The organism is Ottowia sp. (assembly GCF_046348305.1).
Lineage (GTDB): Bacteria > Pseudomonadota > Gammaproteobacteria > Burkholderiales > Burkholderiaceae_C > Ottowia.
The window spans coordinates 92,957-117,835 of the sequence record NZ_JAXMEM010000007.1 but is presented as its reverse complement, the minus strand read 5'-3'; the positions used below and the strand labels follow the sequence as shown (position 1 = coordinate 117,835).

Here is a 24,879-nt window from a genome sequence, read left to right as displayed (position 1 = left end):
CTCCTGTAAGCTTTGGAGTGATTCCTCCAGCTCTCAACGCCGCCATGTCGCTGCCTCTGCCCCAACCCCGTTTTGACGCACCTGCGTACCTGGCCTGGGAGGCTGGGCAGGCCGACAAGCACGAATACGTCGATGGCGAAGTCTTCGCCATGGCCGGCGCGTCCGACGCGCACGTCACCATTGCCGGCAATCTCTACATGGCCCTGCGCCGCCACCTGCGCGGCGGGCCATGCAGCGTCTTCATCTCCGACATGAAGCTGCAGGTGGCCGAGGACAACGCCTTCTTCTACCCCGACGTGTTCGTCACCTGCGCCGAGGCCGACCGCGCGCAAAGCCACTACAAGAGCGCCCCCACGCTGGTGGCCGAAGTGCTCTCGCCCAGCACCAGCGCCTTCGACCGCGGGGCCAAGTTTGCCGCCTACCGCAAACTGCCCAGCCTGCGCGAATACGCCGTCATCGACCCCGAGCGCCTGAGCGTGGACCTGTTTCGCCGCGACAGCGACTCGGGCCACTGGGTGCTCTACCCCTTTGTCGCCGGCGACGAGGTGCAGTGCGCCAGCGTGGGCCTGAGTGTGCCGATGGCCGAGCTGTATGAGGACGTGCGATTCGAACCTTGAGATCAAGGTTTCGATGGGGGCTGTGCGAAATGTTCATCTGACCCCAGTTTTCCATGGCCTCGCCCACCACGCCAAAGCCGGGCCGGTCGCGGTAGGGCCCGGTCTGGCCATAGCCCGAGATGCGCAGGATGATGAGGCCCGGATTGAGCGCGTGCAGCCGCTCGGGCGCCAGGCCCCAGCCCTCCAGCGTGCCGGGCTTGAAGTTCTCGATCAGCACGTCGGCCTCGGCAATCAGCCGGCGCGCAATGTCCTGCCCCTCGGCCTGGCGCAAATCCAGCGCCAGCGAGCGCTTGTTGCGCGACTGCACCTGCCACCACACCGAGGTGCCGTGCTGCAGCAAACGCCAATTGCGCAGCGGGTCGCCCGCGCCCGGCGGCTCGATCTTGATCACGTCCGCGCCAAAATCGCCCAGCGTCTTGCCGGCAAAGGGGCCGGCGATGAGCTGGCCCATCTCGATCACGCGCAGGCCGGCGAGGGGGGTGCTTGGTGGGGGGTTCATGCCGTCATTGTGCAGGCGGCCCCCGCCGCGAATGCCGGCAAGACCGTCGGCCGAATGAGGCCATGTTCATCCGACCCCATTGATTTGCGGGGGGCCGAAGTGCTATGGCCCAGCACCAGCACGTTCGATCGCGACGCCAAGTTGGCCACCTGCCGCAAGCGGCCCAGCCTGCGCGAATACGCCGTCATCGACACCGGGCGCCTGAGCGTGGACGTGTTGCGCCGCGACAGCGCGTCCGGTCACTGGGCGCCCTACCCCTTCACCCCCTCGTGGTCGGCGAAGACGTGCAGTGCGCCAGCGTCGGCCTGCGCATGCCGATGGCCGATCCGCACGAGGATGTGCGGTGCGAGCCTTGAGATCCGGGTTTTGATGGGGGCTGTGCGAAATGTTCATCTGACCCCAGTTTTCCCCAGTTTTCCTTCATGTGACCCTGAAATGTCTGAATTTTCGCTCAAGGTGGCCAGACCACACTGGCCATGGCCGGATGCATTCGCGCTTGCGCTTGCCACTGCTGCCGCAGATCGTCGACAGCGCGCTGGGTCAGGTGGTTCATTCGGATCATGACGATGATCCAGTATTCAGCCTGATCGGGTTGTTCGTTCAATGCATACATGGTGGCAAGCTTGTACATGCCGGCCTGACTGGGCAGAAGCTCTGTGGTTCGCAGCGCCTTATCCAGATCTTCATTCGAATGCGTCTTGGTTGGCTCGACACGAGCCAGCCACAACATGTCCTGCAAATGGGTTAGCGCGAGCACCTTTGGCATGGCCTGCGAACCCGACGGCGCCAACCGCTCCTGTTCGAACCGCAACCCAAAAAACGCATTCTCGACACGCAGGTAGTCGCGCGTCGTGATGCCGAGCCCCAGCACCGTCAATGCCATGGCAACACCCGCCACCCATCGCGGCGAACGCAGAAGGGGTTTGAAATCTAGCGCCGCGTTCAGGGCGCCCGCCATCAGCCCAATGGGTAGCAGGAAATATGCATAGTGCAGCGGGAACTCAAGCATCGCATGCACACCCAACGTCACCACGAACAGCAGCATCAGCAGGTGTTTCATTTGCTGAACGCGAAACACTGCTCGCAGCATCCACAGTGTAAGGATCAACGACAGCGCCAGCCCCAGCGGGACGCCCAAGCCCACCCCCAGATCGAGGAACAGGTTGTGCGCGTGCCGCAGGGTGCCGCCGGTGGGCACATCAAACGGATCGCTCGTGAACTGGGCCAAGCTTGTTTGAGTCCAGCCGTAGCCGACCCAAGGGTGGTGCAGCAAAGCTTTCAACAGTTTGGCCCACAACTCAAACCTGATCTCGTTCGACGAAATGTGGCGCAATTCGCTCGTGCGGCCCAACCAGGCGTCAACATGCGGCAGTGAAACGACGCACAGCACGAACACTGCGGCCCAGCCGATCACACCGGCCAGCAGGGTCCGGGCCATGGAAAGTCGCCGACGCCACGACAGCAGTGCCACCAGGAAAAGGAAAACCACCACCCAACTAGTACGCGATTCGGTCAACGCGATGCCCAGCGCAAGCGGCAGCGACCATGCCCAGGCCAGCCAGCCCGACAGGTACCTGCGCTCATGCAGCCAGGCGCAGGCGAGTACCCCCAGGCACAGCAGGCTGGCCAGTTGGTTGGGTTGCCCCAGGTTGGCGTAAAACCTGGTGCGCGGCGCGGGGATGAACAGCCAGAAGGCGGCGCCCGGGTCCAGCGCCAGCCACTGCATGAGTTGGATCAGAAACGAACCCGTGGCACCGGCCAGCACAGCCATGAACAAGAAGTCGGCGCACTCTCCTGGCCGCCAGCGCTCCCAGGCGGCCCCGACTACCAGGGCCAAGGTCAGCCCCGCCAGATATAGCGCGCCGATCCAAGCCACGCCCAGCGTCTGGATAAGCCCGCTTGCATACTGGATCCAGACCACGCCAGCCCACGCCAGTGTCAGCACCGGCAGCATATGCCAAGCCAGCGGTGCGGTGCGCCGGCTGTGCCACAACACCGCAGTGCCGACAACGCACAGCACCAACGCGGCCCACGCGTCGGAATAAAAATCCGTCCACGGCGCGTGGTGGTTGGGCAGCAGCCAGCACACGGAAAGGATGAGGGCCATCAGCCCGATCAGCGGTGTCGCGGCAGGAGGTGGGGACTGGTTCACGTCGAATCAGCGTATCAGCAACGAAAAAAAGGGGGCCAGAGCCCCCTTTTTGCACAAATGGATATTCAGTTGCAGTGCCTCGATCAGCGGCAAGAACCAGGGGCGTACCGCGCCGCAGTGCCGTTGGAGGTGCACTTCCATTCAAATACTTGCGTTCCCTGCCCTCCGTTGGCCGAAGCCAAGTTGTATGCGGTTGAGCCACTAAGGTACGGCGTCAGCATGATGGTATCCGACGTCGTCAATGTCGTTCCGAGGTTGGATGCGTGCGGAGTGACGACGATTTGACCGGTCGTGCCGTTTGCCACAATCGAAGCCACCATCTTGGTCGGGTTGGTCGCATCGCAGCCGAAGGCGTTCGTGCCAGAAAGGGTGGCGGTCGGATTCATTGTCTGAATCGTCTCGCTGATGGTGGTGCGGCATTGCGACGCGGCCAGCACCACTTCGGACATGCGCGCCTTGATGGTGTAGTCCTTGTACGCCGGCAGCGCCACGGCCGCCAGAATGCCAATGATGGCCACCACGATCATCAATTCGATCAGGGTAAAGCCTTGCTGCAGTTTCTTCATCTGTTTCATTTTCATTTCCTTCAAAAGTAAGGTTGAACCTTGGAGACCCTCGGAGACACTCCCTGAGTGGGTAGGTGCGTCGTCGCACGCCTTGTTTGTTGCAGGGGGCGTGCCAAGCGGCTGGCGGGCGCCTTTTGTGTCAATTTGCACGGATTCGCGCGGCAAACGGGACGGCAAAGGCTGTCCCGCACACCGATGGGACGCCCATGGGCGTCTCAGGCTGGCCTTCGGGATGGGGGCCAACGTCCCGCCGCGCGGGGTGGTGCGGCTTTTAGGGCGCAGCTGAACAATTCCATCGTGGCGCGTGCATCCCGACATCGGGCGTCCACATCCACGGAGAACCATTCAGCGGCCCCCTAGAATCGGGCCGGCGATGAAAGGACCCAACGCATGAACTCGATCAGTCTGGATGCCGTGGCGGCCCTCACCGGCATGGGCCGCAGCACCCTGTGGCGCAAGGCGGCCGACGGCGTGCTGGCCAAGGGCGACAAGGACGCGCGCGGACGCGCCACGCTGGCCCTGAGCGATGTGCTGGGCTTGATTTGTGACAGCACCGGCGTGCCATTCAGCGACGACGATGTGGCCGTGCTGCTGCAGGCCGACGCCGGCGACGCCGAGGCACAGGCCGACATCGGCGCGCTGCTTTATGTCCACGCCCCCGGGGGGGGGTCGAGAGGCCGCGCTCTACTGGCTGCGGGCGGCCGCCGAGCAGGGCAGCGCCGAGGCCATGCAGTGGCTGGGCACGGCCCATGCGGCAGGTGGCACCGAGCGCGACGAGCAACTGGCGGTGATGTGGATCGCCAAGGCGGCGGCGCTGGGGCACCCGATTGCCAAGCGGCAGTTGGAGGGGCTGCTGCAGGGCGCGAAACCAATGAACTGAGCGCCTCTGGCGCGTTTGGGCGGGAATTGAATTTCAGCCCGCCGCATGGTTGACCGGCCGCGCCGGCCCGGTCACGCGGCCAGCTTGCCCCGGCGCACGGCCTCGCGCAGCACGCGGTTGACGCGGGTTTGCCAGCCGCTGCCACTGGCCTTGATGGCAGCCAGCACGTCGGCGTCCACGCGCATCGTCATGGGAACCTTGGGGTGTGCGACGGGTGGCCGGCCGGGCCGGCGCAGCGGCGCTAGGCGCGGCAGGTCAGCACGGGTGATCTCCATTGTGTCGGCGTCCTGCGCCAGGCCGGCGGCAATGGCGGCGTCCTCGTCGGCCGTGGGCAGCAGCAGGCCCAAATTTTTAGATCGCTTCGTCATACAGCTTCACCTCACGTTGGTTGGCCTTGCGCAGGCTGATGATGCGCATCATCTCGCCGCGCTGCACGAACACCACCACGTACAACCGCTCGTCGATCACGGCAAAGCCGATTTCTCGCAACTCGCCATAGTCGCACCGGCTGTCGGGCATGCACAGGACATCGGGCCAGCAAATGCGCTCGGCCAAGGCCATGGAAACGCCGTGTTTGGCGACGTTGGCTGCGTCCTTGACTGGATCGAACTCGATGTCCATTTCATTATTGTACGTACATAAATAAATTCGTCAAGCACGGCAAATCACGTTGGCCATGGACTCCCGCCGTGCCCACGCCTGCGCGCGCACAATCGCCCGATGCGATTTTTCAAGGACTTGAGCCTGTCGGCCGCCAGCGCCGGCTTTGTGGCGGTGCTGGTGGGCTTTACCAGCTCGGTGGCGCTGGTGTTTCAGGCGGCGCAGGCCTTTGGCGCGTCGCAGGAAGTGATCAGCTCCTGGATGTGGGCGCTGGGCCTGGGCATGGGCCTGACCAGCGCCATTCCCTCGCTGATCCTGCGCCAGCCGGTGATGATTGCCTGGAGCACCCCCGGCGCGGCGGTGCTGGCCAGCGCGGGGCTGGGGTTCGATCTGGGCCAGGCCACGGGCGCGTTCATCGTCTGCGCGGGGCTGATTGTGCTGTGCGGCGTGACGGGCTGGTTCGAGCGCGTGATGAACCGCATCCCGATGGCGATTGCCTCCGGCCTGCTGGCCGGCGTGCTGGTCAACTTCGGCATGGCGGCCTTCAGCGCGGCGCACACGGCGCTGCCGCTGGTGCTGGCCATGCTGGCCACCTATCTGCTGGGCAAGCGCTGGCTGCCGCGCTACGCGGTGCCGCTCACGCTGCTGGTATCCATCGCGTTTGCCGCCGCGCAGGGCCACATTGCCTGGTCGCAGGTGCAGTGGGAATGGGCGCGGCCGGTGTGGACCACGCCGCATTTCACCTGGCAGGCCACCGTCAGCGTGGCGCTGCCGCTGTTCGTGGTGACCATGGCCTCACAAAACGTCCCGGGCGTGGCGGTGATGCGCGCCACGGGCTACCAGATGCCCGTGAGCCGCCTGATCAGCCTGACCGGCCTGGCCACCCTGGTGCTGGCGCCCTTTGGTGGCTACGCGCTCAACCTGGCGGCCATCACCGCCGCCATCTGCATGGGCCCCGAGGCGCACCCCGACCCGGCGCGGCGCTACACGGCGGCCGTGGTCAACGGCGTGATCTACGTGGGAATCGGCCTGTTTGGCGCCGCCGTGGCGGGGCTGCTGGTGGCCTTTCCGAAGGAGCTGGTCGCGGCCATTGCCGGGCTGGCGCTGCTGTCGACCATCGGCGGCGGCCTGGTCGCGGCGCTGCAAAACGAGGCGCACCGCGAGGCGGCGCTGATCACCTTCCTGGTCACCGCCTCGGGCGTCACGCTGGGCGGCATCGGCTCGGCCTTCTGGGGCGTGGTGGCCGGCGCGCTGGCGCTGCTGGTGACGCAGGCAGGACGAAAGCCCGGCCCCAAGCAGGATGGCGCGCGATAAGGCACCATCGAACCCGCCACCGTTGAACCCCTGCCCATCATGAACCTGCTGTTCATCGCCGACCCGCTCGAACACTTCAAGACCTACAAGGACACCACCTTCTCGATGATGCGCGAGGCGCAGCGGCGCGGCCACCGCATTGCGGCCTGCGGTCCGCAGGATGTGCATTGGCAAAGCGGCGGCGTGGTGCGCGCGCGGGTGCGCCCGATCACGCTGACCGGAAAAGCGCCCGACTGGTTTGCCGAGGAAGCCGCGCAAGACATGGCGCTGAAGGACTTCGGCGCCGTGCTGATGCGCAAGGACCCGCCTTTCGACGCCGAGTACATCTACGCCACCCACCTGCTGGAGCAGGCCGAGCGCGAGGGCGCGCACGTCATCAACCGACCCGCCGCGCTGCGCAACCACCCCGAGAAGCTGGCCGTCATGGAGTGGCCGCAGTTCATCGGGCCGACGCTGGTGACGCGCTCCGAAGACGAGATCCGCCGCTTTCACGCCGAGCACCAGGACATCATCCTCAAGCCCCTGGACGGCATGGGCGGCATGGGCATCTTCCGCGTCAAGGCCGACGCGCTCAACCTGGGCTCGATCATCGAGACGCTGAATGCGGGCGGCGCCACGAGCGTGATGGTGCAGCGCTTTCTGCCCGAGATCGCCGCCGGCGACAAGCGCATCCTGATCATCGACGGCACGCCCGTGCCCTTCGTGCTGGCGCGCATCCCGCAGGGCACCGAGGTGCGCGGCAACCTGGCGGCCGGCGGCCTGGGGGTGGCCCAGCCCATCACCGACAGCGACCGCGCCACGGCCAGCGCCATCGGCGCCGCGCTGGCGCCGCGCGGGCTGCTGCTGATCGGGCTGGACATCATCGGCACGCACGTGACCGAGATCAACGTCACCAGCCCCACCTGCTTTCAGGAGATCCACGAGCAGACCGGCTGCGACGTGCCGGCGCTGTTTGTCAACGCACTGGAGCGCGCCGTCGCCCGCCGCTGATCCGCGGGCGCCCCCGTGCAAATGCGGCGGCTGAAGTGTTTGGAGTTGTTGACGCGCGTGAGCCGAGGTTGTGGATCGGCCGCCCAGCCAACCTCTTGTAACCCGCGCGCGCTCGATCGCACCGATACTGCGACGCCCGGCCCTGCTGCGGCGCGCCGGGCCCATGGGCGACGTGTCGCGACCCGCGCCCCCAGTGAAGTCATAGGAGGTCCGATGTTGAAGACCCACGGGTTCGCCTTGCGCTACAACCCCGCGCTGGACGGCTTGCGTGGCGTGGCCATCGCGCTGGTGATTCTGTCGCACGCCCACGTGCCCCTGTTCGACGGCGCGTTCTTCGGCGTCGATCTGTTCTTCGTGCTCAGCGGCTTCTTGATCACCTCGCTGCTGCTGCTGGAATTGCGGGCCGAGGGCCGGATCGATTGCTGGCGCTTTTACCGCCGCCGCTTGCTGCGGCTGATGCCGGCGCTGCTGCTGTTTCTGGCCGTCTACGTGGCGGTGGCGCCGCTGCTGTGGCCGGGGCAGAACGACGCGCTGACCGACGCGCTGGTGTCGGCGCTGTACCTGGCCGACTATGGCATCGCCTTTTTCGACCAGCCCGCCAGCCTGCTGCACATGTGGTCGCTGTCGGTGGAAGAGCACTTCTACCTGATCTGGCCGCCGCTGCTGGCGCTGCTGGTCACGCGCTGCCAGCGCGGCCACGTGTGGCGCGCCATCGCGGTGCTGTGGGTGCTGGCCACGCTGTGGCGGGTGCTGTGCGTGTCCTGGGATCAGGCGTTCTACCAGGTGTTCTTCCGCTTTGACACGCGCGCCTCGGGCCTGCTGGCCGGCGCGCTGCTGGCGGCCTTGCTGCACGAGCAGCCCGATTTCATCGCCCGCGCGCGCCGCCACCTGCACCACGCGCTGTGGCTGCCGCTGGCGGTGCCCGTGCTGATGGGCCTGGGCTGGGACAGCAGCGACGCGCTCTCCTGGGGCATGCCGGCGGTCGAAGGCGCGGCCGTGGTGCTGCTGGTGGCCGTGCAGCGCCAGCGCGGCGTGGTCTGGCAGATGCTGAGCACGCCGGCGCTGGTCAAGCTGGGGCAGCTGTCCTACGGGGTGTACCTGTGGCACTACCCGGTGGTGCGCTATTTGCGCGCCGATCTGCCCTGGCCGCTGGTGGTGGTGATGGGTGGCGCCATTTCGCTGGCGCTGGCGGCCCTGTCCTACTACAGCATCGAGCGCTGGGCGCTGCGCTGGCGCGACGGCCACCCGCCGCCGGCCCGCAAGCGCCCCACGGTGTCGGCGCCGGCCCATTGAACGCCCCGCGCGATTTCAAGCCAAATCGGGTAGCAGCCCGCATCCATCAAGCGCAACAAGCTACGATTTTCGTAGTGATCGAGACGCTGGTCGGCGCCGCGGGCCCATCCCATCTATCATCGCTGGGCCATGCCCGACTCCCAGCCGCACCCGAGCGCCGCACCGGTCGCCGACGAGGACCTGGGCCCACTGGCGCCGTTTCGCCATCGCGTGTTCAGCCTGCTATGGAGCACCTGGCTGATCGCCAATCTGTGCATGTGGATGAACGACGTCGCGGCCGCCTGGCTGATGACGACGCTGACCGACAAACCCAACTGGGTGGCGCTGGTGCAGACCGCGGCCACGCTGCCCGTCTTTCTGCTGGGCCTGCCCTCGGGCGCGCTGGCCGACATCCTCAACCGCAAGCACTTTCTGCTGTTCACCCAGCTGTGGGTGGCCGTGGTGGGCGCGCTGCTGGCGCTGGCGGCGTTTGCGGGGGTGATCTCGCCGCCGCTGCTGCTCTTGCTGCTGTTTTGCAATGGCGTGGGGCTGGCACTGCGCTGGCCGGTGTTCGCGGCCATCGTGCCCGAGCTGGTGCCGCGCCCGCAGTTGCCGGCGGCGCTGGCGCTCAACGGCGTGTCGATGAATGCGGCGCGCATCGGGGGCCCGCTGATCGCCGGCGCGCTGATCGCCAGCCTGGGCAGCGCCTGGGTGTTCGCGCTCAACGCCGTGCTGTCGGTGGGGGCCGCCATCGTCATCTCGCGCTGGCGGCGCACGCACACGCCGCACCCGCTGGGACGCGAAAGCCTGCGCGGCGCCATGCGCGTGGGCCTGCAATACGTGATGCAGTCGTATCACCTCAAGGGCGTGTTGCTGCGCATCGGGCTGTTCTTCTTTCACTCCACCGCGCTGATCGCGCTGCTGCCGCTGGTGGCGCGCGAGATCGAGGGCGGCAACGCCGGCACCTTCACCGTGCTGCTGGCGGCCATGGGCGCGGGGGCCATTGCCTCCACCTTTGTGCTGCCGCAATTGCGCCGCGCCTTCCCGCGCGACCGGCTGGTGCTGGCCGGCGCCGTCACGCAGGCGCTGATGATGGCGCTGATGGCCGTCACCCGCAGCCTGTGGCTGGCCGTGCCCGCCATGCTGCTGTGCGGCGCGGCCTGGCTGACCACCGCCAACTCGCTGTCGGTGTCGGCGCAGATCAGCCTGCCCGACTGGGTGCGCGCGCGCGGCATGTCGATGTACCAGATGGCGATCATGGGTGCCACCGCGCTGGGGGCCGCCGTGTGGGGCCAGGTGGCCACCTGGAGCAGCGTGCCGCTGACGCTGGGCATCGGCGCGGTGAGCGGCATCGTCACCATGGCGCTGGCCAACGCGTACTGGCCCGACCGCGGCATGGTCGACGACCCGACCCCGGCCGGCCCGCTGCCGCACCCCCGGGTCAGCGCGCCGCCGCCGCACGGCCACGTGGTGGTCACGGTCGAATACCAGATCGAGCCGGACAAGGCCGCCGCCTTTCGCGCGCTGATGGAGGAAAGCCGCCGCTCGCGCCTGCGCCTGGGCGCCGTGAGCTGGGAGCTGCTGTCGGACATCAACGAGCCGGGACGATTCATCGAGGTGATCGAGGATGCCTCGTGGACCGAGCACCTGCGCCGCTTCGAGCGCACCACCACCGCCGACGTGGCGCTGCGCGAGCGCAAGCTGGCCTATCACATCGGCGCCGAGCCACCGCGGGTGCAGCGGGCGCTGCGCGAGAGCACGGTGCGGGCGGCGCCTGGCGAGGGGCTGGGCTTTTTCAAGCCATGATCGCCTGCGCGCGGCAACGCCATCGGCCGCACCGCGCTTGGCCCCCTCCCCCTCTGGGAGAGGGTTGGGGTGAGGGCCGGCGGCCTGCCTGGAGGCACACCGGCTTTTTAGGCCAAACCAGGCTCTATCGCCCGCTGATCAAGCGCAAACAGCTCTGATTTTTGTAGTGAACCAATTGCAATTCACGCGCCCGCCCCGACGGGCGCTCCGTCCACGAACACCTTCAACTCCCCCGGCGCAAACGCGGTCCAGGCCTCGTCGCAGGTCAGCGGCGTGGTGGCCACCACGGCCACGCGGTCGCTCGGGGTGGTGTGCTCGGCAAAGTTGATGGCCAGGTCTTCGTCGGCTAGGCGGGCGCGGGCAAAGGGGTGCTGGCGCACGATCCAGCACAGCTTGGTCGATGCATGCGCCCACAGTGCCTGACCGTTGGACAGCAGCATGTTGAAGCTGCCGTGGCACGCCACCCGGGGCAGCAGCTCGGCCAGCGTGCGGGTCAGCTCATCGACCGGCGGCACGCTGGCGTGGGATTTGGCGAGCTCCTGCATCAGCCAGCAGAAGGCGCGCTCGCTGTCGGTGTCGCCCACCGGGTGAAAGTGGCCGTGCAGGCGCGGGTGGTAGTCCTTCAGGTCGCCGTTGTGGGCAAACACCCAGGTGCGGCCCCACAGCTCGCGCACGAAGGGGTGGCAGTTCTCCAGCAGCACCTCGCCCACGGTGGCCTTGCGGATGTGGGCGATGACGTTCTTGCTCTTGATCGGATAGCGGCGGATCAGCTCGGCAATGGGCGAATCGGCCGCCGCGCCGGGGTCCAGAAACAGCCGCGCGCCGCGCCCCTCGAAGAAGGCGATGCCCCAGCCGTCGGCATGGTGGTCGGTGCGCCCGCCGCGCTGCGCAAAGCCGGCAAAGCTGAAGGTCACGTCGGTGGGCGTGTTGCAGTTCATCCCGAGCAGCTGGCACATGGAGCCAAGTATGCAACGGTAGCGTCAAGCCCAGTCGAACTGCGCGGTGAAGTGACGCAAGAATTTGGGCTGCTTGACGATTTTCACGCCGCGTATGCTGGCGGCCTTCTGCTTGACCTCGGCAATCACCTCGGCCGCGTAGTCGAAGTGGCTTTGGGTGTACATGCGGCGCGGGAAGGCCAGGCGCACCAGCTCCATGCTGTGGAAGGTCTCAGTGCCGTCATCCAGTCGCTTGCCGAACATGACGGAGCCAATTTCGACGCCGCGTATGCCGCCCTCCAGGTACAGCGCATTGCACAGCGCCCAGGCCGGGTAGTGCTGCACCGGCATGCCGGGCAGCACGGTCCTGGCGTCGATATAGACCGCGTGGCCGCCGGTGGGCTTGACGAAGCCCACGCCTGCGGCGTCGAGCTTTTCGCCCAGGTACTCGGCGGTGCGCAGGCGGTAGCGCAGGTAGTCCTCGTCCAGCCCCTCCTCCAGGCCCACGGCCAGGGCCTCCAGGTCGCGCCCGGCCATGCCGCCGTAGGTGGGAAAGCCTTCCATCATGATCAGGTCGCTGCGCACCTCGTCCAGCCATTCGTCGGAGCGCAGCACGATGAAGCCGCCGATGTTGACCATGCCGTCCTTCTTGGCGCTCATGGTGGCGCCGTCGGCGTAGCTGAACATCTCCTGGGCAATGGCCTTGATGGAAGTGTTCTCGTAGCCCGGCTCGCGCATCTTGATGAACATGGCGTTCTCGGCAAAGCGGCACACGTCCATGATGAAGGGCTTGCCGTATTTCTTCAGCAGTGCCGCATAGGCGCGGATGTTCGCCATGGACACGGGCTGGCCGCCGCCGGTGTTGTTGGTCACCGTGAGCATGCCGAAGGGGATGCGCTGGCCTTCCTTCTTCAAGACCTCCTCGGCGCGCGCCAGGTCGATGTTGCCCTTGAAGGGGGCAATGGTGGCCGGCTGCAGGCCCACGGCCTCGACCAGGTCCAGCGCCTCGACGCCCAGGTATTCCAGGTTGCCGCGCGTGGTGTCAAAGTGGCAGTTGTTGGGCACCAGGTCGCCCTGCTTGCACACCGCGGTGAACAGCACCTTTTCGGCCGCGCGGCCCTGGTGCGTGGGCACGAAATGCTGCATGCCGGTGATGTCCTGGATCACCTTTTCCAGGCGGTAGAAGCTGCGCGCGCCGGCATAGCTCTCGTCGCCCTCCATGATGGCGCCCCACTGGCGGCTGGACATGGCGCCGGTGCCCGAGTCGGTCAGCCAGTCGATCAGCACGTCCTCGGCGCGCAGCAAAAAGACGTTGAGGTGCGCGGCGGCCAGCAACTGCTCGCGGTCGGCGCGCGTGGTCACGCGGATGGGCTCGATGCTCTTGATGCGAAAGGGCTCAATCAGGGTCTTGGGCATGGGGTGATCCTTGGGGTTTTCAAAAACCGCAAGGGTGTCACCAAGCCCGCCATCGTGGTGTCGGTTTCTTCCAACAGAAGGGTCTTTCCGCGTCTATTGGGGCGTCAGGCGTGTGTGCGCGCCCAAGTGCCGCGCCGCCAGCATGGCCAGGGCGCACAGCGCGGCCAGCATCAGGAACACCTCGTCAAACGCCGCCAGCCGCGCCGCGCTGGGCGGGCCCTGCCCCAACGCCACGCCGTGCGCGGCCAGGCGCCACTCCAGCGCGATGCCGCACAGGCCCACGCCGGCGGCGCCGCCCAGGGTGCGCACGAAGTTGATGACGCTGGAGCCTTGCGCGATCAAGTCCTTCTCCAGCCCGCGCATGGCGCCCAGGTTGAGCGAGGGCAGGATGAAACCCAGGCCGATGCGCCCGACGATGCTCCAGGTCATCAAAAGCCACAGGCTGGCCGACAGGCCGATGGTCACCATGGCCGCAAACGACAGCGCCAGCAGCGACAGGCCCATCATCACCAACCCGCTGGCGGGCCGGCGGTCGGCCAGCCGCGCCACCACGGCAATGGCACCGGCCAGCACCAGGCCCGAGGGCATCAGGATGCCGCCCACGCTGGAGGCCGACAGCCCCAGGCCCATCTGCATGTACACCGGCAGCAGATAGGTGGAGCCAAACAGCGCCGTACCGTAGATCAGCGCCACCAGCGCGCCCATGGCAAAGGGCCGCCAGGCAAACAGCCGCAGGTTCATCAGCGGCGCCTGGCCGCCGCGCATGCGCCGGTGCTGCCACAGGGCAAAGGCGGCAAAGCAGGCGGCGGCCAGCGCCAGCAGGGCCCCCGCCTCCCAGCCCGGGCCGCTGCGCACCGACACCAGGCCGTTGAGCAGGCTGAGCGTGCCGGCGCTGGTCAGCAGCAGACCCAGCGCGTCCAGCGTCTCGCCGCGCTGCGCCGCGCCGCCACCGGGCGCGCTGGTGGGCACGTAGCGGTGGGCCATCCACAGGGCGGCCGCGCAGAACGGGCCCACCATGAAGAAGATCGAGCGCCAGCCGAACCAGTCCACCAGCACCCCGCCGATGGACGGCCCCAGCGCCGGCGCCAGCACCACCCCCATGCCGAACATGCCGCTGGCGCGGCCCTGCTCGTGCGGCGCGAAGGCGCGCATGATGATGATGGCCGGAATGGGCTGCACCACGCCGGCGGCCAGACCCTCCAGCACGCGCGCGACCAGCACCAGTGGGTAGTTCTGCGCCAGGCCACCCAGCAGGCCACCGGCCAGCAGCAGCCCCATGCAGCCGTCGTAGGTGGCGCGATAGCCAAAGCGCGCCAGCAGCCAGGGGGTGGTCAGCATCGACACCGTCATCGCCACCATGAAGCCGCTGGTCACCCACTGCGCGCGCGCCTGCCCCAGCGCGAACTGGTGCGACAGCCCGGGAATGGCCACGTTGACCACGGTGGAGGACATGATCGAAGCCATGGTGCCCACCATCACGGCCAGCAACAGCCACCAGCGGTAGTTGGGGCCGTGGCGTTCGCGCAGCGCGGCGCCCGAGTCCGGCGCCTCGGGCACCGCTGCGCTCACGGCACCGCGCCTTCGGCCGCTTGCCGCACGCAGGCCGCGCAGATGCAGGCCCGGCCCCGGGCCGCCGCCGGCACCTGCGCCCGCAGCGCCGGCGCAAATGCGGCCTGCGTGCACCAGCACGGCGCCTGCGGCTGGCCGCTGGCGCGCTCGGCCTCCATCGCACATGCATTGGCCCCACCGCACAACGGGCAGCGGGTGGGGTCGATCGGGGCGGACGCGGGCCTCATGGGGATGCTATTCTGCGGCACAGGGCGCGCGGCGGCTGACCGCCCGCGCCAGTCCAACGTTCGCCGGAGATCCGACATGAGCCACGCTTTGACCGCCGCCCAGCGGCAAGAACTGAAAAACCTGCTGCTGGCCCGCCGCGACGAGTTGCAGGCGCAGATGACACAAAACCGCGCCAACCTGGCGCCGGTGGAGAACACCGCCGGCAGCGTGTCGCAGGACGAAAGCGGGCGCCTGGCCAACCAGACGCGCGAGGTGGATGCCGCGCTGACCACGCTCGACGCGGACGAGCTCGCCCGCATCAAGCGCGCACTGGAGCGCATGGCCGACGACAGCTACGGCCTGTGCGATGAATGCGGCTGCGCCATCCCCTTCGAGCGCCTGAAGGCCGAGCCCATGACGCGCCACTGCGTGGCCTGCAAGTCGCGCTTCGAGCAGGCGCAGCGCGCACGCGGCTGAGCGCCCGCATGCCGGCGATTGCGTGCCAACGCGAGCGCCGCAGACCCCAACGCCGAGCGGTTGAGCGGCCAACACTCGCGCCACGAAGGTGCGAGCGCTCCGCAATACTCGATTGTCCGCCCGTCCTCCCGGATCGACAGACGTGCGGGGCGCCGATGCAGTTGCCGACTCTCCAGTTGAGAATGCCGGCAACCCATGCACATCAATCGCAGGAAGCTACTATAGTTATAGCAATTCGAGGCAAGTGAAAGCCCTCAGGCCCCCGCCTTCACCTTCTGCCGCCAGGCGTGCAACAGCGGCTCGGTGTAGCCGCTGGGCTGCTCGATGCCCTTGAAGATCAGGTCGCTGGCGGCCTGGAAGGCGGCCGACTGCTCGAAGTGGCCGTGCATGGGGCGGTACAGCGGATCGCCGGCGTTTTGCTGGTCCACCAAGGCGGCCATGCGCTGCAGCGTGGCGCGCACCTGGCCTTCGCTCACCACGCCGTGCAGCAGCCAGTTGGCGATGTGTTGGCTGCTGATGCGCAGCGTGGCGCGGTCTTCCATCAGGCCCACGCCGTGGATGTCGGGCACCTTGGAGCAACCCACGCCCTGGTCCACCCAGCGCACCACGTAGCCCAGGATGCCCTGGCAGTTGTTGTCCAGCTCCTGCTGGCGCTCGGCGGCGCTCCACCGGGCCTCGGGCACCACCGGAATGGTGAGCAGGTCGCTCAGCAGCTCGTCGCGCAGCGCGCGCACGTCGGCCTTGGCCAGCTTGGCCTCCATGTTTTTTTGCACGTCGCTGACCAGCACCTGGTGATAGTGCATGGCGTGCAGCGTGGCGCCGGTGGGGCTGGGCACCCAGGCGGTGTTGGCACCGGCCCTGGGGTGGTTGATCTTCTGCTCCAGCATGGCGGCCATCAGGTCGGGCATGGCCCACATGCCCTTGCCGATCTGCGCCTTGCCGCGCAGGCCGCAGTCCAGGCCCACCAGCACGTTGTTGCGCTCATAGGCGGCGATCCAGGCGCTGGTCTTCATGTCGCCCTTGCGGTACACGGGGCCGGCCTGCATGCAGCTGTGCATCTCATCGCCGGTGCGGTCCAGAAAGCCGGTGTTGATGAAGGCGACGCGCGACTTGGCGGCGGCGATGCAGGCCTTGAGGTTGACGCTGGTGCGGCGCTCCTCGTCCATGATGCCCAGCTTGACGGTGCTGTCTTCCAGGCCCAGCAGATTCTCGACCCGCGTGAACAGCTCGCTGGCAAACGCCACCTCGGCGGGGCCGTGCATCTTGGGCTTGACGATGTAGACGCTGCCGGTACGCGAATTGCGGATGCCGTTTGCGCCCTTGCCCTGCAAGTCGTGCAGCGCGATGGCGGTGGTGACGACCGCGTCCAGGATGCCCTCGGGGATCTCGCGGGAGCTGCCGTCGGCCGCGCGGTACAGGATGGCCGGGTTGGTCATCAGATGGCCCACATTGCGCAGGAACATCAGCGAGCGCCCGTGCAGCTTGACGCTGCCCTTGCCGGCCGGCTTGCTGTAGATGCGGTCGGTGTTCAGGCCGCGCGTGACGGTCTGGCCGCCCTTGTCGAAGCTCTCGGTCAGCGTGCCGCGCAGGATGCCCAGCCAGTTGCGATAGGCCAGCACCTTGTCTTCGGCGTCCACGCAGGCCACCGAGTCTTCCAGGTCCAGGATGGTGGAGACGGCCGCCTCGACCACCAGGTCGGCCACGCCGGCCGGGTCGGCCTTGCCGATGGGTGACTTGGGGTCGATGCGGATGTCCAGATGCAGGCCGTTGTGCACCAGCAGGATGCTCGAAGGCGTCTTGGCATCGCCCTGATAGCCCACCAGCTGGTCCTTGTCCAGCAGCTTGCTGCGCTTGCCGCCGGCCAGCTTGACGACCAGCTTGCCGTCCTTGATCTGGTAGCCCACCGAATCGACGTGCGAGCCCTTCTTGAGCGGTGCGGTGCGGTCCAGCACGTGGCGCGCCCATTCGACCACCTTGGCGCCGCGCCGGGCGTTGTAGCCCTTGCCGCGCTCCAGGCCCTTGGTTTCGGCGATCACGTCGGTGCCGTACAGCGCGTCATACAGGCTGCCCCAGCGCGCGTTGGCGGCGTTCAGCGCGTAGCGCGCGTTGGTGATGGGCACCACCAGCTGCGGGCCGGCCTGGCGCGCCAGCTCGGCATCGACCTTGCTGGTGCTGACCTTGACCTTGGCCGGCACCGGCACCAGGTAGCCGATGCCCTCCAGGAAAGCGCGGTAGGCGCGCATGTCCTTGATCGGGCCCGGGTTGGCGCGGTGCCAGGTGTCCAGCTCGGTCTGCAGGCGATCGCGCTCGGCCAGCAGGGCGGCGTTCTTGGGCGCCAGCTCGGTGACGATGGACGAAAAGCCCTTCCAGAAGCGGCCGGGGTCAATGCCCACGTCCGGCAGCACCTCGCGGTTGATGAAATCGTGAAGCTCGGCGGCAACCTGCAGGTCGCCCACGTTGATGCGTTGGGTCATGTCGAATCCGCTGGAAGAAGGCAAATGCGCCGCCCGACACGGACGGCGACCGGAAAGCACACTGTATTCGATTTGTTTTAGGTGAAAAATGGGTTAATTGCTTCAAAACCAGTGACTTTTTTGCACAGATGATTGAGGGTGTCGGGGCTTGTGCCGAGAGCTCGCGCGCCTATTGCCCAGGTTCGAGGAGACCACCGGACAAGAAGCCGCGGCGATCAATCCGTCTGCCGCCGGCAATGTGCGCCTTTCTCCCTCGCCCATGTGGGGAGAAGGCTGGGGTGAAGGGCTTTCTAGCGTTGGAGTCGCTGGTTGTTGTTCGATGCTTGGTTGGCGCTGCATTTTTCCGCTGGCCGGGATGTGCGCCCGGCGGCGCACCTACTTTTCTTTGCGTCGCCAAAGAAAAGTAGGCAAAAGAAAGGCGACCCCACTGGCCGTGTCCCTGCGCTTCGCTTCGGGCAACCTGCGATGCTCGCGCCTGGGGCGGTGCTGCGGAACTCGCTTTGTTCGCTGCGCTCACGCCGCTCAAACAGCCGCAGCAAGTCAGATCACGATGCATGGGCATACTGCGTTGCCCATGCCCGCCCCACGCCCTGCGCTTCTCGGCACGGCCAGAGGGGACTTGAACTCCAACACGGGCCATTGCTGCGCTCGGCCCCGACAACAACCGACACCAAGGCCGAGCGCAGCGATGGCCCGTGTGGTTTTCCCACCCCCTTGAGGCTGCGCCTGCGGCGCGGCGCTTGCGGGGTGGCGCGTGCAGCGCAGCATGCACGCGCTTCGTTGACTGACTCGCCGCGGTTGTCTGAACGGAGCGCGCCAGCGCGCAGTGAGTTCTGCGGCGCACCCCGCAAGTGCTGCGACGCAGGTTTGCCCCGTAGCGAAGCGCAGGGGTCGCAGACGTGGGGGCGCTTTCTTTTGCCTCCTTTTCTTGTGCGTACAAGAAAAGGAGGTGCGCCGCCGGGCGCACATCCCGGCCAGCGAGCGCATGCAGAGCCAGCCACGAAGCAAACAACGTCAACGATTCCAACGCCAGAAAGCCCCTCACCCCCACCCTCTCCCCAAAGGGGCGAGGGAGCAAGACCTCACCCCAGCCCCCGCCCCAGGGAGGTAAGTGGGCAAGACCTCAGGCGGCCAGTTGCCGACGCGCCTCAGGCCTGCTCGCGCGCCAGCAGCGCCGCCTTGCGCTCCACGCCCCAGCGATAGCCTGACAGCGCCCCGTCGCTGCGCACCACGCGGTGGCACGGGATGGCCACGGCCAGCGGGTTGGCGGCGCAAGCCTGGGCGACGGCGCGGGTGGCGCTGGGCTGGCCGATGCGCCGGGCGATTTCGGCGTAGCTGGCGGTTTGCCCGGCGGGCACGGCGCGCAAGGCCTGCCACACGCGCTGCTGAAAGGCGCTGCCGCGCACGTCCAGCGGCAGCTCCAGGCCGATGGCGGGCTGCTCGACAAATCCGATCACCTGCGCCACGTGCTGCTCGAAGGCCGAGTCGCCACCCACCAGCTGCGCGTTGCAGAACTGGTCTTGCAATTGGCGCACCAGCGCCTGCGGGTCGTCGCCCAGCGCGATGGCGCACAGGCCGCGCGCGCTTTCGGCCACCAGGATGGCGCCCAGCGAGCACTGGCCCACGGCAAAGCGGATGGTTTGCCCGCGCCCGCCGGCGCGGTAGTCGGCGGGTTGCATGCCCAGGGCCGCGCCGGCCTGGGCGTAGAAGCGGCTGGGCGCGCCAAAGCCGGCGTCGTACACCGCGTCGGTCACGCGCGGACTGCGGGGCAGCACCTGGCGCAGCGCGGCGGCGCGGCGGGCACGCGCCCAGGCGGCGGGGGTCTGGCCGGTGGCGGCCTTGAACAGGCGGTGAAAATGAAACGGACTCAGGCCGCTGGGCTGGGCCAGGTCATGGAGCGTGGGCGCGGGTGCGCCGGCTTTCACGCAGGCCTCGATGCGGCGGCAGGCGGCGGCGATGTGGGGGCCGTGGCCATCGCGTGGCGCGGCGGGGATCGGGGTGGGGGCTTTGGCGGCGCAGGTCATGGCCTCACTGTAGGCGCGCCGGGCGCGGCCTGCATCCCGCGGCTTGCGGTGCCAACGGACGCGCCGGCCGCTACCAGGCCGGCACGCGCTCGTGCTTGAGGGTGCCGCGCCGCTGGGCGTAGTCGGGCAGCACCTCGCCCACGTGCTCCCAAAAGCGCGCGCTGTGGTTCATCTCGCGCAGGTGGGCCAGCTCGTGCACCGCCACGTAGTCGATCAGCGCCTCGCTCAGGTGGATCAGGCGCCAGTTCAGGCGGATCGAGCCGTCCGCGCTGGCGCTGCCCCAGCGCGTGCGCGCGGCCGTGAGCGTCAGGCGCTGCCAGCGCACGCCCAGCTGCGGGGCAAAGTGGTCCAGCCGCGCGGCAAACAGGCGGCGCGCCTGCCCGATCAGCCAGGCCTGGGTGGTGTCGCGCAGCCGCTCGGGGGCGGCGCCTTGCGGCAGGCCCAGCCACAGCGTGGCGCCATCGCGCACCGCGCCGGCACCGCCCGGGCCGTGGCGCTGGCGCGGGTCCAGCCGCAGCACGAGGGGCTGGCCCAGAAAGGGCACGCTCGCGCCCTCGCGCCAGTCGATGCGCGCCAGCGCTTCGGCGGCGCCGCGCTCGCGGGACTGGGACAGCTTGTCCAGCACCCAGCGCGACTTCTGGCGCAGCAGGGCCTCCACCTCGGCCAGCGGCGTCCAGCGCGGCGCGGCCACCGTCAGGCCTTCGGGCCCCACGCTCAGGCCGATGGTGCGCCGCGCGCCGCGCCGGAAGGCGTAGGCGACGTGGGCATCGCCCAGCACGATGGAGCGGTTGGCCTGCGGGTGGCTGAAGCGGGCAGGCGCCAGCGCCTGGTGCAAATCGAGCGCCGGCGGGGCCTGGGACGCTTCGACTTCAGGAGCTGCTTGCGCAGGCGGGACGGGCGCTGTCGGCCTGTTCGGCTTTGAAATCGCAGTGGTGGCGTCGATGCCGAGCCAGTCGAACAGAAGCTGCTGCATCACGGCCCTACTCGCTGGGTCGCACGGACGAGCGCGGGGTCTCGGGCGTGGGGTAGGCCTCGGGGTCGAGGCGGCGCATCTCGGTTTCGATCCAGGTCTCGACCTCGCGCATGACCTCGTGCGCCTTGCGCCCGGTGGTGGCAATCGGCGGGCCGATGGAGATGTCGACGATGCCGGGCTTCTTGACGAAGGCCTTGCGCGGCCAGCAGCGCGCCGAGGTGACGGCAATGGGAATGACGGGCGCACCGCAGTCGATGGCCAGGCGCGCGCCGCTGCTCATGTAGGTGCCCTTCTCGCCGCGCGGGATGCGCGTGCCTTCGGGGAACATGATGACCCAGGCGCCTTCGCCCAGCAGGCGCTGGCCCTGCTCGATGACCTTGCGCAGCGACTCGGTGCGCTGGCCGCGGTCGATGTAGATCATGTCCATGCGCCCGATGGCCCAGCCGAAGAAGGGGATGCGCAGAAGCTCGCGCTTGAACACATAGGCCAGCGGGCGCGGCATGAGCGGAGGCATGCAGAAGGTCTCCCAGGCCGACTGGTGCTTGACCAGCAGCACGGCGGGCGCGCCTGCGCCCTGCGGCAGGTGCTGCATGCCGCTGACGCGGTTGTGGATGCCCATGATCCAGCCGCCCGAACGCATGGTCAGCCCCAGCCAGGCGCGGCACACGCGATACACGGCGGCCTTGCTGGAAAACGGCGCCATGAGCACCACCAGCGTGGCATACGGGATGACGGTGAGCCCCATCCACAGCAGGTGCAAGAACGAGCGGATGGTGTTCATGCGGGGGGCGATGGCGCGGCGTTGGCGGCGGCGACCGCTTCATCGGCGGCGATGCGGGCGGCGGCGAAGGCGGCCAGGTCGGCATGCACCTGCACGCCGGGTGGAAATTCGGGCGGCAGCGGCTCGATGGACGCAGGCGCGCCCTTGCCGGTGAGCACCAGGTGCGCAATGCAGCCGGCGGCGTGCGCGGCCTGCATGTCGCGCGCGCTGCTGCCCACGGCGTGCACCTGCGCCAGGTTGATCTTGTAGCGCTCGCCGATCTGGCGCAGCAGGCCCGGCTGGGGCTTGCGGCAATCGCAGGCTTCGTCGGGCGCGTGCGGACAGAAGAACACCGCGTCCACGCGCCCGCCCACGGCCGCCAGTTGCTTGCTCATGCGCGCCTGGATGGCGTTGACGGTGGCCATGTCGAACTGCCCTTGACCCAGGCCCGACCAGATGGCCGAGATCACGACCTGGTAGCCGGCGTGGTTGAGCTGGGCTATGGCCTCGAGCGCGCCGGGCTGCGCCTGCCAGTCGTCGGGCGAGCGCAGGTAGCCCTCGCGCTCCACGCACAGGGCACCGTCGCGCTCGATGATGACCAGTTTCATGCGGCGATTATCCGTCGCTCGCCAGGCGCCCCCAGCGGCCCCACCAGCGCCCCGCCTCGGCCTGCAGACGCGCGCTGCGGCCGGGCGCAAAGCGCTCCAGCGACTGGCCCTCGGCCAGCAGGCGCTGGGGCTGGGCGGGCGTGCCCGGCACCTCGAAATAGACCTCGGTGCCGCCCACGCTGCGCTCGCTGGCCGGCACGCTGCGCGCCAGCAGCACGCGCACGATCTGCTCGGGCAGCGGCTGGCGCGCGCTGCGGTTCAGGTGGTCGGCCAGCAGCCAGCCCCCCAGCGCCAGCCAGCCCAGCACCCACAGCCCCGCCAGCCACGGCCGGGCGCGCGCCCAGCCCAGGCGGCGCACGGCCTGGCGCAAGGCAACGGCCAGCGCAGCCAGCACCAGCACGGACAGGACAAAGGGCCGCGCCGCCACCCACAGGGCCTGCGTCGGATCGCTGACCAGCGTGGCGGTGCGCAGGGGCTGCAAGTCGCCCAGATCCGCGCCCGCCGAGGCCTGCAGGGCGGCGCGCAGCAGCAGCACGGCGATGACGGGGCCGATGGCCCAGGCCAGGGTGCGCCAGGCGACAGGGGCGGGGGCGCTCACGCCGCCAAGCGGGAAATGTCGGCCACGCGATTCATGGCCTGGTGCAGCTGGTGCAGCAGCGCCAGGCGGTTGGCCTTGAGTGCCGCATCGTCGGCGTTGACCATCACGCCGTCGAAAAAGGCATCGACCGGCGCGCGCAGCGCGGCCAGGGTTTGCAGGCTGGCGGTGTAGTCGCCGGCGGCAAACTGCGCGTCGGCTTGCGGCAGCACGGCTTGCATGGCGGCGTGCAGGGCCTGCTCGGCGCTTTCGTGCAGCAGAGCGGGATCGACCGCGCCGGGCGCCAGATCGGCCTTCTTCAGGATGTTGCCGATGCGCTTGTTGGCAGCCGCCAAGGCGGGGGCTTCGGGCAATTTTGCGAAGGCGCGCACGGCGGCCAGCAACTTGGGCATTTCACCCCACATCGGGCGGGCGGCAATCACGGCGTCGGCTTCCTGGGCGCTGGCCTGGCCATCGCCCTGCTCGCGCAGCACGCCGGCCACCCGCTCATACATGAAGGCCAGCAATTGCGCGTTGCTCGCGTCGGGCTCGGGTAGCCGTGTGCCGAAGTGGCGCGCCGCGGCGGCGACCGTGGCGGACAGATCAAGCGGCAGCGTCTGTTCGATCAGCATCCGAATCACCCCCAGCGCATGCCGGCGCAGCGCAAACGGATCGCGGTCACCGGTGGGCAGAGCGCCGATGCCGAACAGTCCGACCAGGGTCTCCAGCTTGTCGGCCAGCGCCACCACCGTGCCCACCTCGCCGCGCGGCAATTCGTCGCCGGCAAAGCGGGGCTTGTAGTGGTCCTCGATGGCGTCGGCCACCGCGGGCGGCAGGCCGTCGTGCAGGGCGTAGTAGCGGCCCATCACGCCCTGCAGCTCGGGGAACTCGCCCACCATGTCGCTCACCAGGTCGGCCTTGGCCAGGCGCGCGGCCTGCTCGGCCTGCGCCGCCAGCGTGGCGCCGCCCAGCTGCTCGCCGATCGCGCGGGCGATGGCGCGCACGCGCTCGCTGCGCTCGCCTTGCGTGCCCAGCTTGTTGTGATAGACCACCTTGGCCAGTTGCGGCAGGCGCGATTCCAGCGTCTTCTTGCGATCCTGGTCGAAGAAGAACTTGGCGTCCTGCAGGCGCGGGCGCACCACGCGCTCGTTGCCACCGACCACGGCGCTCGCGTCTGACGGGCTGATGTTGCTGACGACGAGAAACTGGTTGGTGAGCTTGCCGGCCGCGTCCAGCAGCGGAAAGTACTTCTGGTTGGCCTTCATGGTCAGGATCAGGCATTCCTGCGGCACGTCGAGGAAGGCCGGGTCGAACTGGCACACCAGCACGTTGGGGCGCTCCACCAGGGCCGTCACCTCGTCCAGCAGCGCTTCGTCTTCGATAGCGTGCAGCGCTTGCCCTGCACGCGCTGCCGCCGTTTTTATTTGTGACTGGATGAGGGCGCGGCGCTCGTCGAAGGAGGCGATCACGGCGCCCTGCTCGCGCAGCGTGTCGGCGTAGTGGTCGGCATGCTGGATCTCGATGGGGTCCAGCGCGGCCTCGAAGCGATGGCCGTGCGTGGCACGGCCGGCGGTCAAGCCCAGCGCCGTCACCGGCACCACGGCGGCGCCATGCAGCGCCACCAGGCCGTGCGCCGGGCGCACGAACTGCACGCTGTCCCAGCCGGGCAGCGGCGTGCCGTGCTGCAGCTGGTAGGTCATGACCTTGGGGATGGGCAGGTGCGCCAGCGCCTCGGCCAGCGCCTTTTGCAGCGCATCGGCCAGCGTGGCGCCGGGCTGCACGCTGTCCAGAAACAGCGCTTCGGCCTTGCCGTCGACGGCGCGCTGCAATTGCGGCAGCACCGCAGCGTCGGCGCCCAGCGCGTGCAGCTTTTTCAGCAGTGCGGGCGTGGGCTGGCCGGCCGCGTCCAGCGCCACGCTGACGGGCATCAGCTTGTGCCGCACCGCCTTGTCGGCCGCCTTGCCCGCCACCTGCGTGATGTGTGCGGCCAGCCGGCGCGGGCTGGCATGCGGCGTGACGTGGCTGTCGGCGGCGGTCAGGCCCTGGGCCTTGAGTTGCTCGAACAGTTGGCTGGCAAAGGCTTCGCCCAGCTTGCGCAGGGCCTTCGGGGGAAGTTCTTCGACAAAAAGTTCGACCAGCAGATTCTGTGTGCTCATGGTGTCGGGT

At 68.4% G+C, this 24,879-nt stretch carries 22 protein-coding genes and 1 pseudogene; 7 read left to right on the top strand and 16 right to left on the bottom strand.

Annotated features, from left to right (window positions below; genetic code table 11):
- Window positions 1–44: 44 nt before the first annotated feature.
- On the top strand, window positions 45–617 hold the full coding sequence (locus tag U1F38_RS09845; RefSeq protein WP_409986884.1) for a Uma2 family endonuclease: 573 nt from the start codon (window positions 45–47) through the stop codon (window positions 615–617).
- A gap of 52 nt (window positions 618–669) precedes the next feature.
- On the opposite strand, the pseudogene U1F38_RS09840 reads toward U1F38_RS09845, so the two are convergent.
- The 3 genes and pseudogenes from U1F38_RS09840 to U1F38_RS09830 all read right to left on the bottom strand — a co-directional run.
- Window positions 670–1,116 (bottom strand): annotated as a pseudogene (locus U1F38_RS09840) (CaiB/BaiF CoA transferase family protein); the annotation flags it as partial.
- Window positions 1,117–1,567: 451 nt separating this feature from the next.
- Window positions 1,568–3,268: a Wzy polymerase domain-containing protein gene (locus tag U1F38_RS09835; RefSeq protein ID WP_409986883.1), complete on the bottom strand. Its 1,701-nt coding sequence runs from the start codon at window positions 3,266–3,268 to the stop codon at window positions 1,568–1,570.
- 83 nt (window positions 3,269–3,351) lie between these two features.
- Complete coding sequence (locus tag U1F38_RS09830; RefSeq protein WP_409986882.1) at window positions 3,352–3,843, bottom strand: pilin; 492 nt, start codon at window positions 3,841–3,843, stop codon at window positions 3,352–3,354.
- A gap of 637 nt (window positions 3,844–4,480) precedes the next feature.
- On the opposite strand from U1F38_RS09830, the gene U1F38_RS09825 reads away from it, so the two are divergent.
- Complete coding sequence (locus U1F38_RS09825; RefSeq protein ID WP_409986881.1) at window positions 4,481–4,714, top strand: hypothetical protein; 234 nt, start codon at window positions 4,481–4,483, stop codon at window positions 4,712–4,714.
- Between the two features lie 71 nt (window positions 4,715–4,785).
- Here the strand turns inward: U1F38_RS09825 and U1F38_RS09820 are convergent, their stop codons facing one another.
- The gene (locus U1F38_RS09820; protein WP_409986880.1) at window positions 4,786–5,082 is read right to left on the bottom strand and encodes a BrnA antitoxin family protein; all 297 of its coding nucleotides are present in this window, start codon (window positions 5,080–5,082) and stop codon (window positions 4,786–4,788) included.
- Complete coding sequence (locus U1F38_RS09815; protein ID WP_409986879.1) at window positions 5,066–5,335, bottom strand: BrnT family toxin; 270 nt, start codon at window positions 5,333–5,335, stop codon at window positions 5,066–5,068. Before U1F38_RS09815 ends, U1F38_RS09820 begins: the two co-directional genes overlap by 17 nt.
- 99 nt (window positions 5,336–5,434) lie before the next feature.
- Here U1F38_RS09815 and U1F38_RS09810 point away from each other — a divergent pair, with 99 nt between their 5' ends.
- From U1F38_RS09810 to U1F38_RS09795, 4 genes are all read left to right on the top strand, one after another.
- Window positions 5,435–6,628 (top strand): benzoate/H(+) symporter BenE family transporter, encoded by a 1,194-nt coding sequence (locus U1F38_RS09810; protein ID WP_409986878.1) that lies wholly within the window; start codon window positions 5,435–5,437, stop codon window positions 6,626–6,628.
- Window positions 6,629–6,667: 39 nt separating this feature from the next.
- Window positions 6,668–7,618, top strand: coding sequence for a glutathione synthase (gene gshB, locus U1F38_RS09805; protein WP_409986877.1), 951 nt, complete (start codon window positions 6,668–6,670; stop codon window positions 7,616–7,618).
- Window positions 7,619–7,831: 213 nt separating this feature from the next.
- Entirely contained in the window at window positions 7,832–8,911 is a 1,080-nt protein-coding gene (locus tag U1F38_RS09800) for an acyltransferase family protein (RefSeq protein WP_409986876.1), read from the top strand.
- A 129-nt stretch (window positions 8,912–9,040) separates the two neighbouring features.
- Entirely contained in the window at window positions 9,041–10,696 is a 1,656-nt protein-coding gene (locus U1F38_RS09795; RefSeq protein WP_409986875.1) for an MFS transporter, read from the top strand.
- 182 nt (window positions 10,697–10,878) lie between these two features.
- Here the strand turns inward: U1F38_RS09795 and U1F38_RS09790 are convergent, their stop codons facing one another.
- From U1F38_RS09790 to U1F38_RS09775, 4 genes are all read right to left on the bottom strand, one after another.
- A complete protein-coding gene (locus tag U1F38_RS09790) occupies window positions 10,879–11,652 on the bottom strand; it encodes a class II glutamine amidotransferase (RefSeq protein WP_409986874.1) in 774 nt (257 codons plus the stop codon).
- A gap of 24 nt (window positions 11,653–11,676) precedes the next feature.
- Window positions 11,677–13,047 (bottom strand): tryptophanase, encoded by a 1,371-nt coding sequence (locus U1F38_RS09785; RefSeq protein ID WP_409986873.1) that lies wholly within the window; start codon window positions 13,045–13,047, stop codon window positions 11,677–11,679.
- Window positions 13,048–13,140: 93 nt separating this feature from the next.
- A complete protein-coding gene (locus U1F38_RS09780) occupies window positions 13,141–14,616 on the bottom strand; it encodes an MFS transporter (RefSeq protein ID WP_409986872.1) in 1,476 nt (491 codons plus the stop codon).
- Window positions 14,613–14,843: a cysteine-rich CWC family protein gene (locus tag U1F38_RS09775; RefSeq protein WP_409986871.1), complete on the bottom strand. Its 231-nt coding sequence runs from the start codon at window positions 14,841–14,843 to the stop codon at window positions 14,613–14,615. Before U1F38_RS09775 ends, U1F38_RS09780 begins: the two co-directional genes overlap by 4 nt.
- A gap of 76 nt (window positions 14,844–14,919) precedes the next feature.
- Between U1F38_RS09775 and U1F38_RS09770 the strand changes: the two genes are divergently transcribed.
- A complete protein-coding gene (locus tag U1F38_RS09770; protein ID WP_409986870.1) occupies window positions 14,920–15,300 on the top strand; it encodes a TraR/DksA family transcriptional regulator in 381 nt (126 codons plus the stop codon).
- Between the two features lie 254 nt (window positions 15,301–15,554).
- Here the strand turns inward: U1F38_RS09770 and U1F38_RS09765 are convergent, their stop codons facing one another.
- The 7 genes from U1F38_RS09765 to glyS form a co-directional block, all read right to left on the bottom strand.
- Window positions 15,555–17,774, bottom strand: a complete 2,220-nt coding sequence (locus U1F38_RS09765) for a malate synthase G (protein WP_409986869.1) — start codon at window positions 17,772–17,774, stop codon at window positions 15,555–15,557.
- A gap of 1,148 nt (window positions 17,775–18,922) precedes the next feature.
- Complete coding sequence (locus tag U1F38_RS09760; protein ID WP_409986868.1) at window positions 18,923–19,798, bottom strand: methylated-DNA--[protein]-cysteine S-methyltransferase; 876 nt, start codon at window positions 19,796–19,798, stop codon at window positions 18,923–18,925.
- 70 nt (window positions 19,799–19,868) lie between these two features.
- Window positions 19,869–20,771 (bottom strand): M48 family metallopeptidase, encoded by a 903-nt coding sequence (locus U1F38_RS09755; RefSeq protein WP_409987021.1) that lies wholly within the window; start codon window positions 20,769–20,771, stop codon window positions 19,869–19,871.
- Between the two features lie 7 nt (window positions 20,772–20,778).
- Window positions 20,779–21,552 (bottom strand): lysophospholipid acyltransferase family protein, encoded by a 774-nt coding sequence (locus tag U1F38_RS09750; protein ID WP_409986867.1) that lies wholly within the window; start codon window positions 21,550–21,552, stop codon window positions 20,779–20,781.
- A complete protein-coding gene (gene gmhB / locus U1F38_RS09745) occupies window positions 21,549–22,139 on the bottom strand; it encodes a D-glycero-beta-D-manno-heptose 1,7-bisphosphate 7-phosphatase (protein WP_409986866.1) in 591 nt (196 codons plus the stop codon). Before gmhB ends, U1F38_RS09750 begins: the two co-directional genes overlap by 4 nt.
- A 7-nt stretch (window positions 22,140–22,146) precedes the next feature.
- Complete coding sequence (locus tag U1F38_RS09740; protein ID WP_409986865.1) at window positions 22,147–22,737, bottom strand: hypothetical protein; 591 nt, start codon at window positions 22,735–22,737, stop codon at window positions 22,147–22,149.
- Window positions 22,734–24,869 carry a glycine--tRNA ligase subunit beta gene (glyS, locus tag U1F38_RS09735; protein WP_409986864.1) on the bottom strand — a complete coding sequence of 712 codons (2,136 nt, stop codon included), beginning with the start codon at window positions 24,867–24,869 and terminating at the stop codon, window positions 22,734–22,736. The genes U1F38_RS09740 and glyS overlap by 4 nt, the downstream gene beginning before the upstream one ends.
- Between the last annotated feature and the right edge of the window lie 10 nt (window positions 24,870–24,879).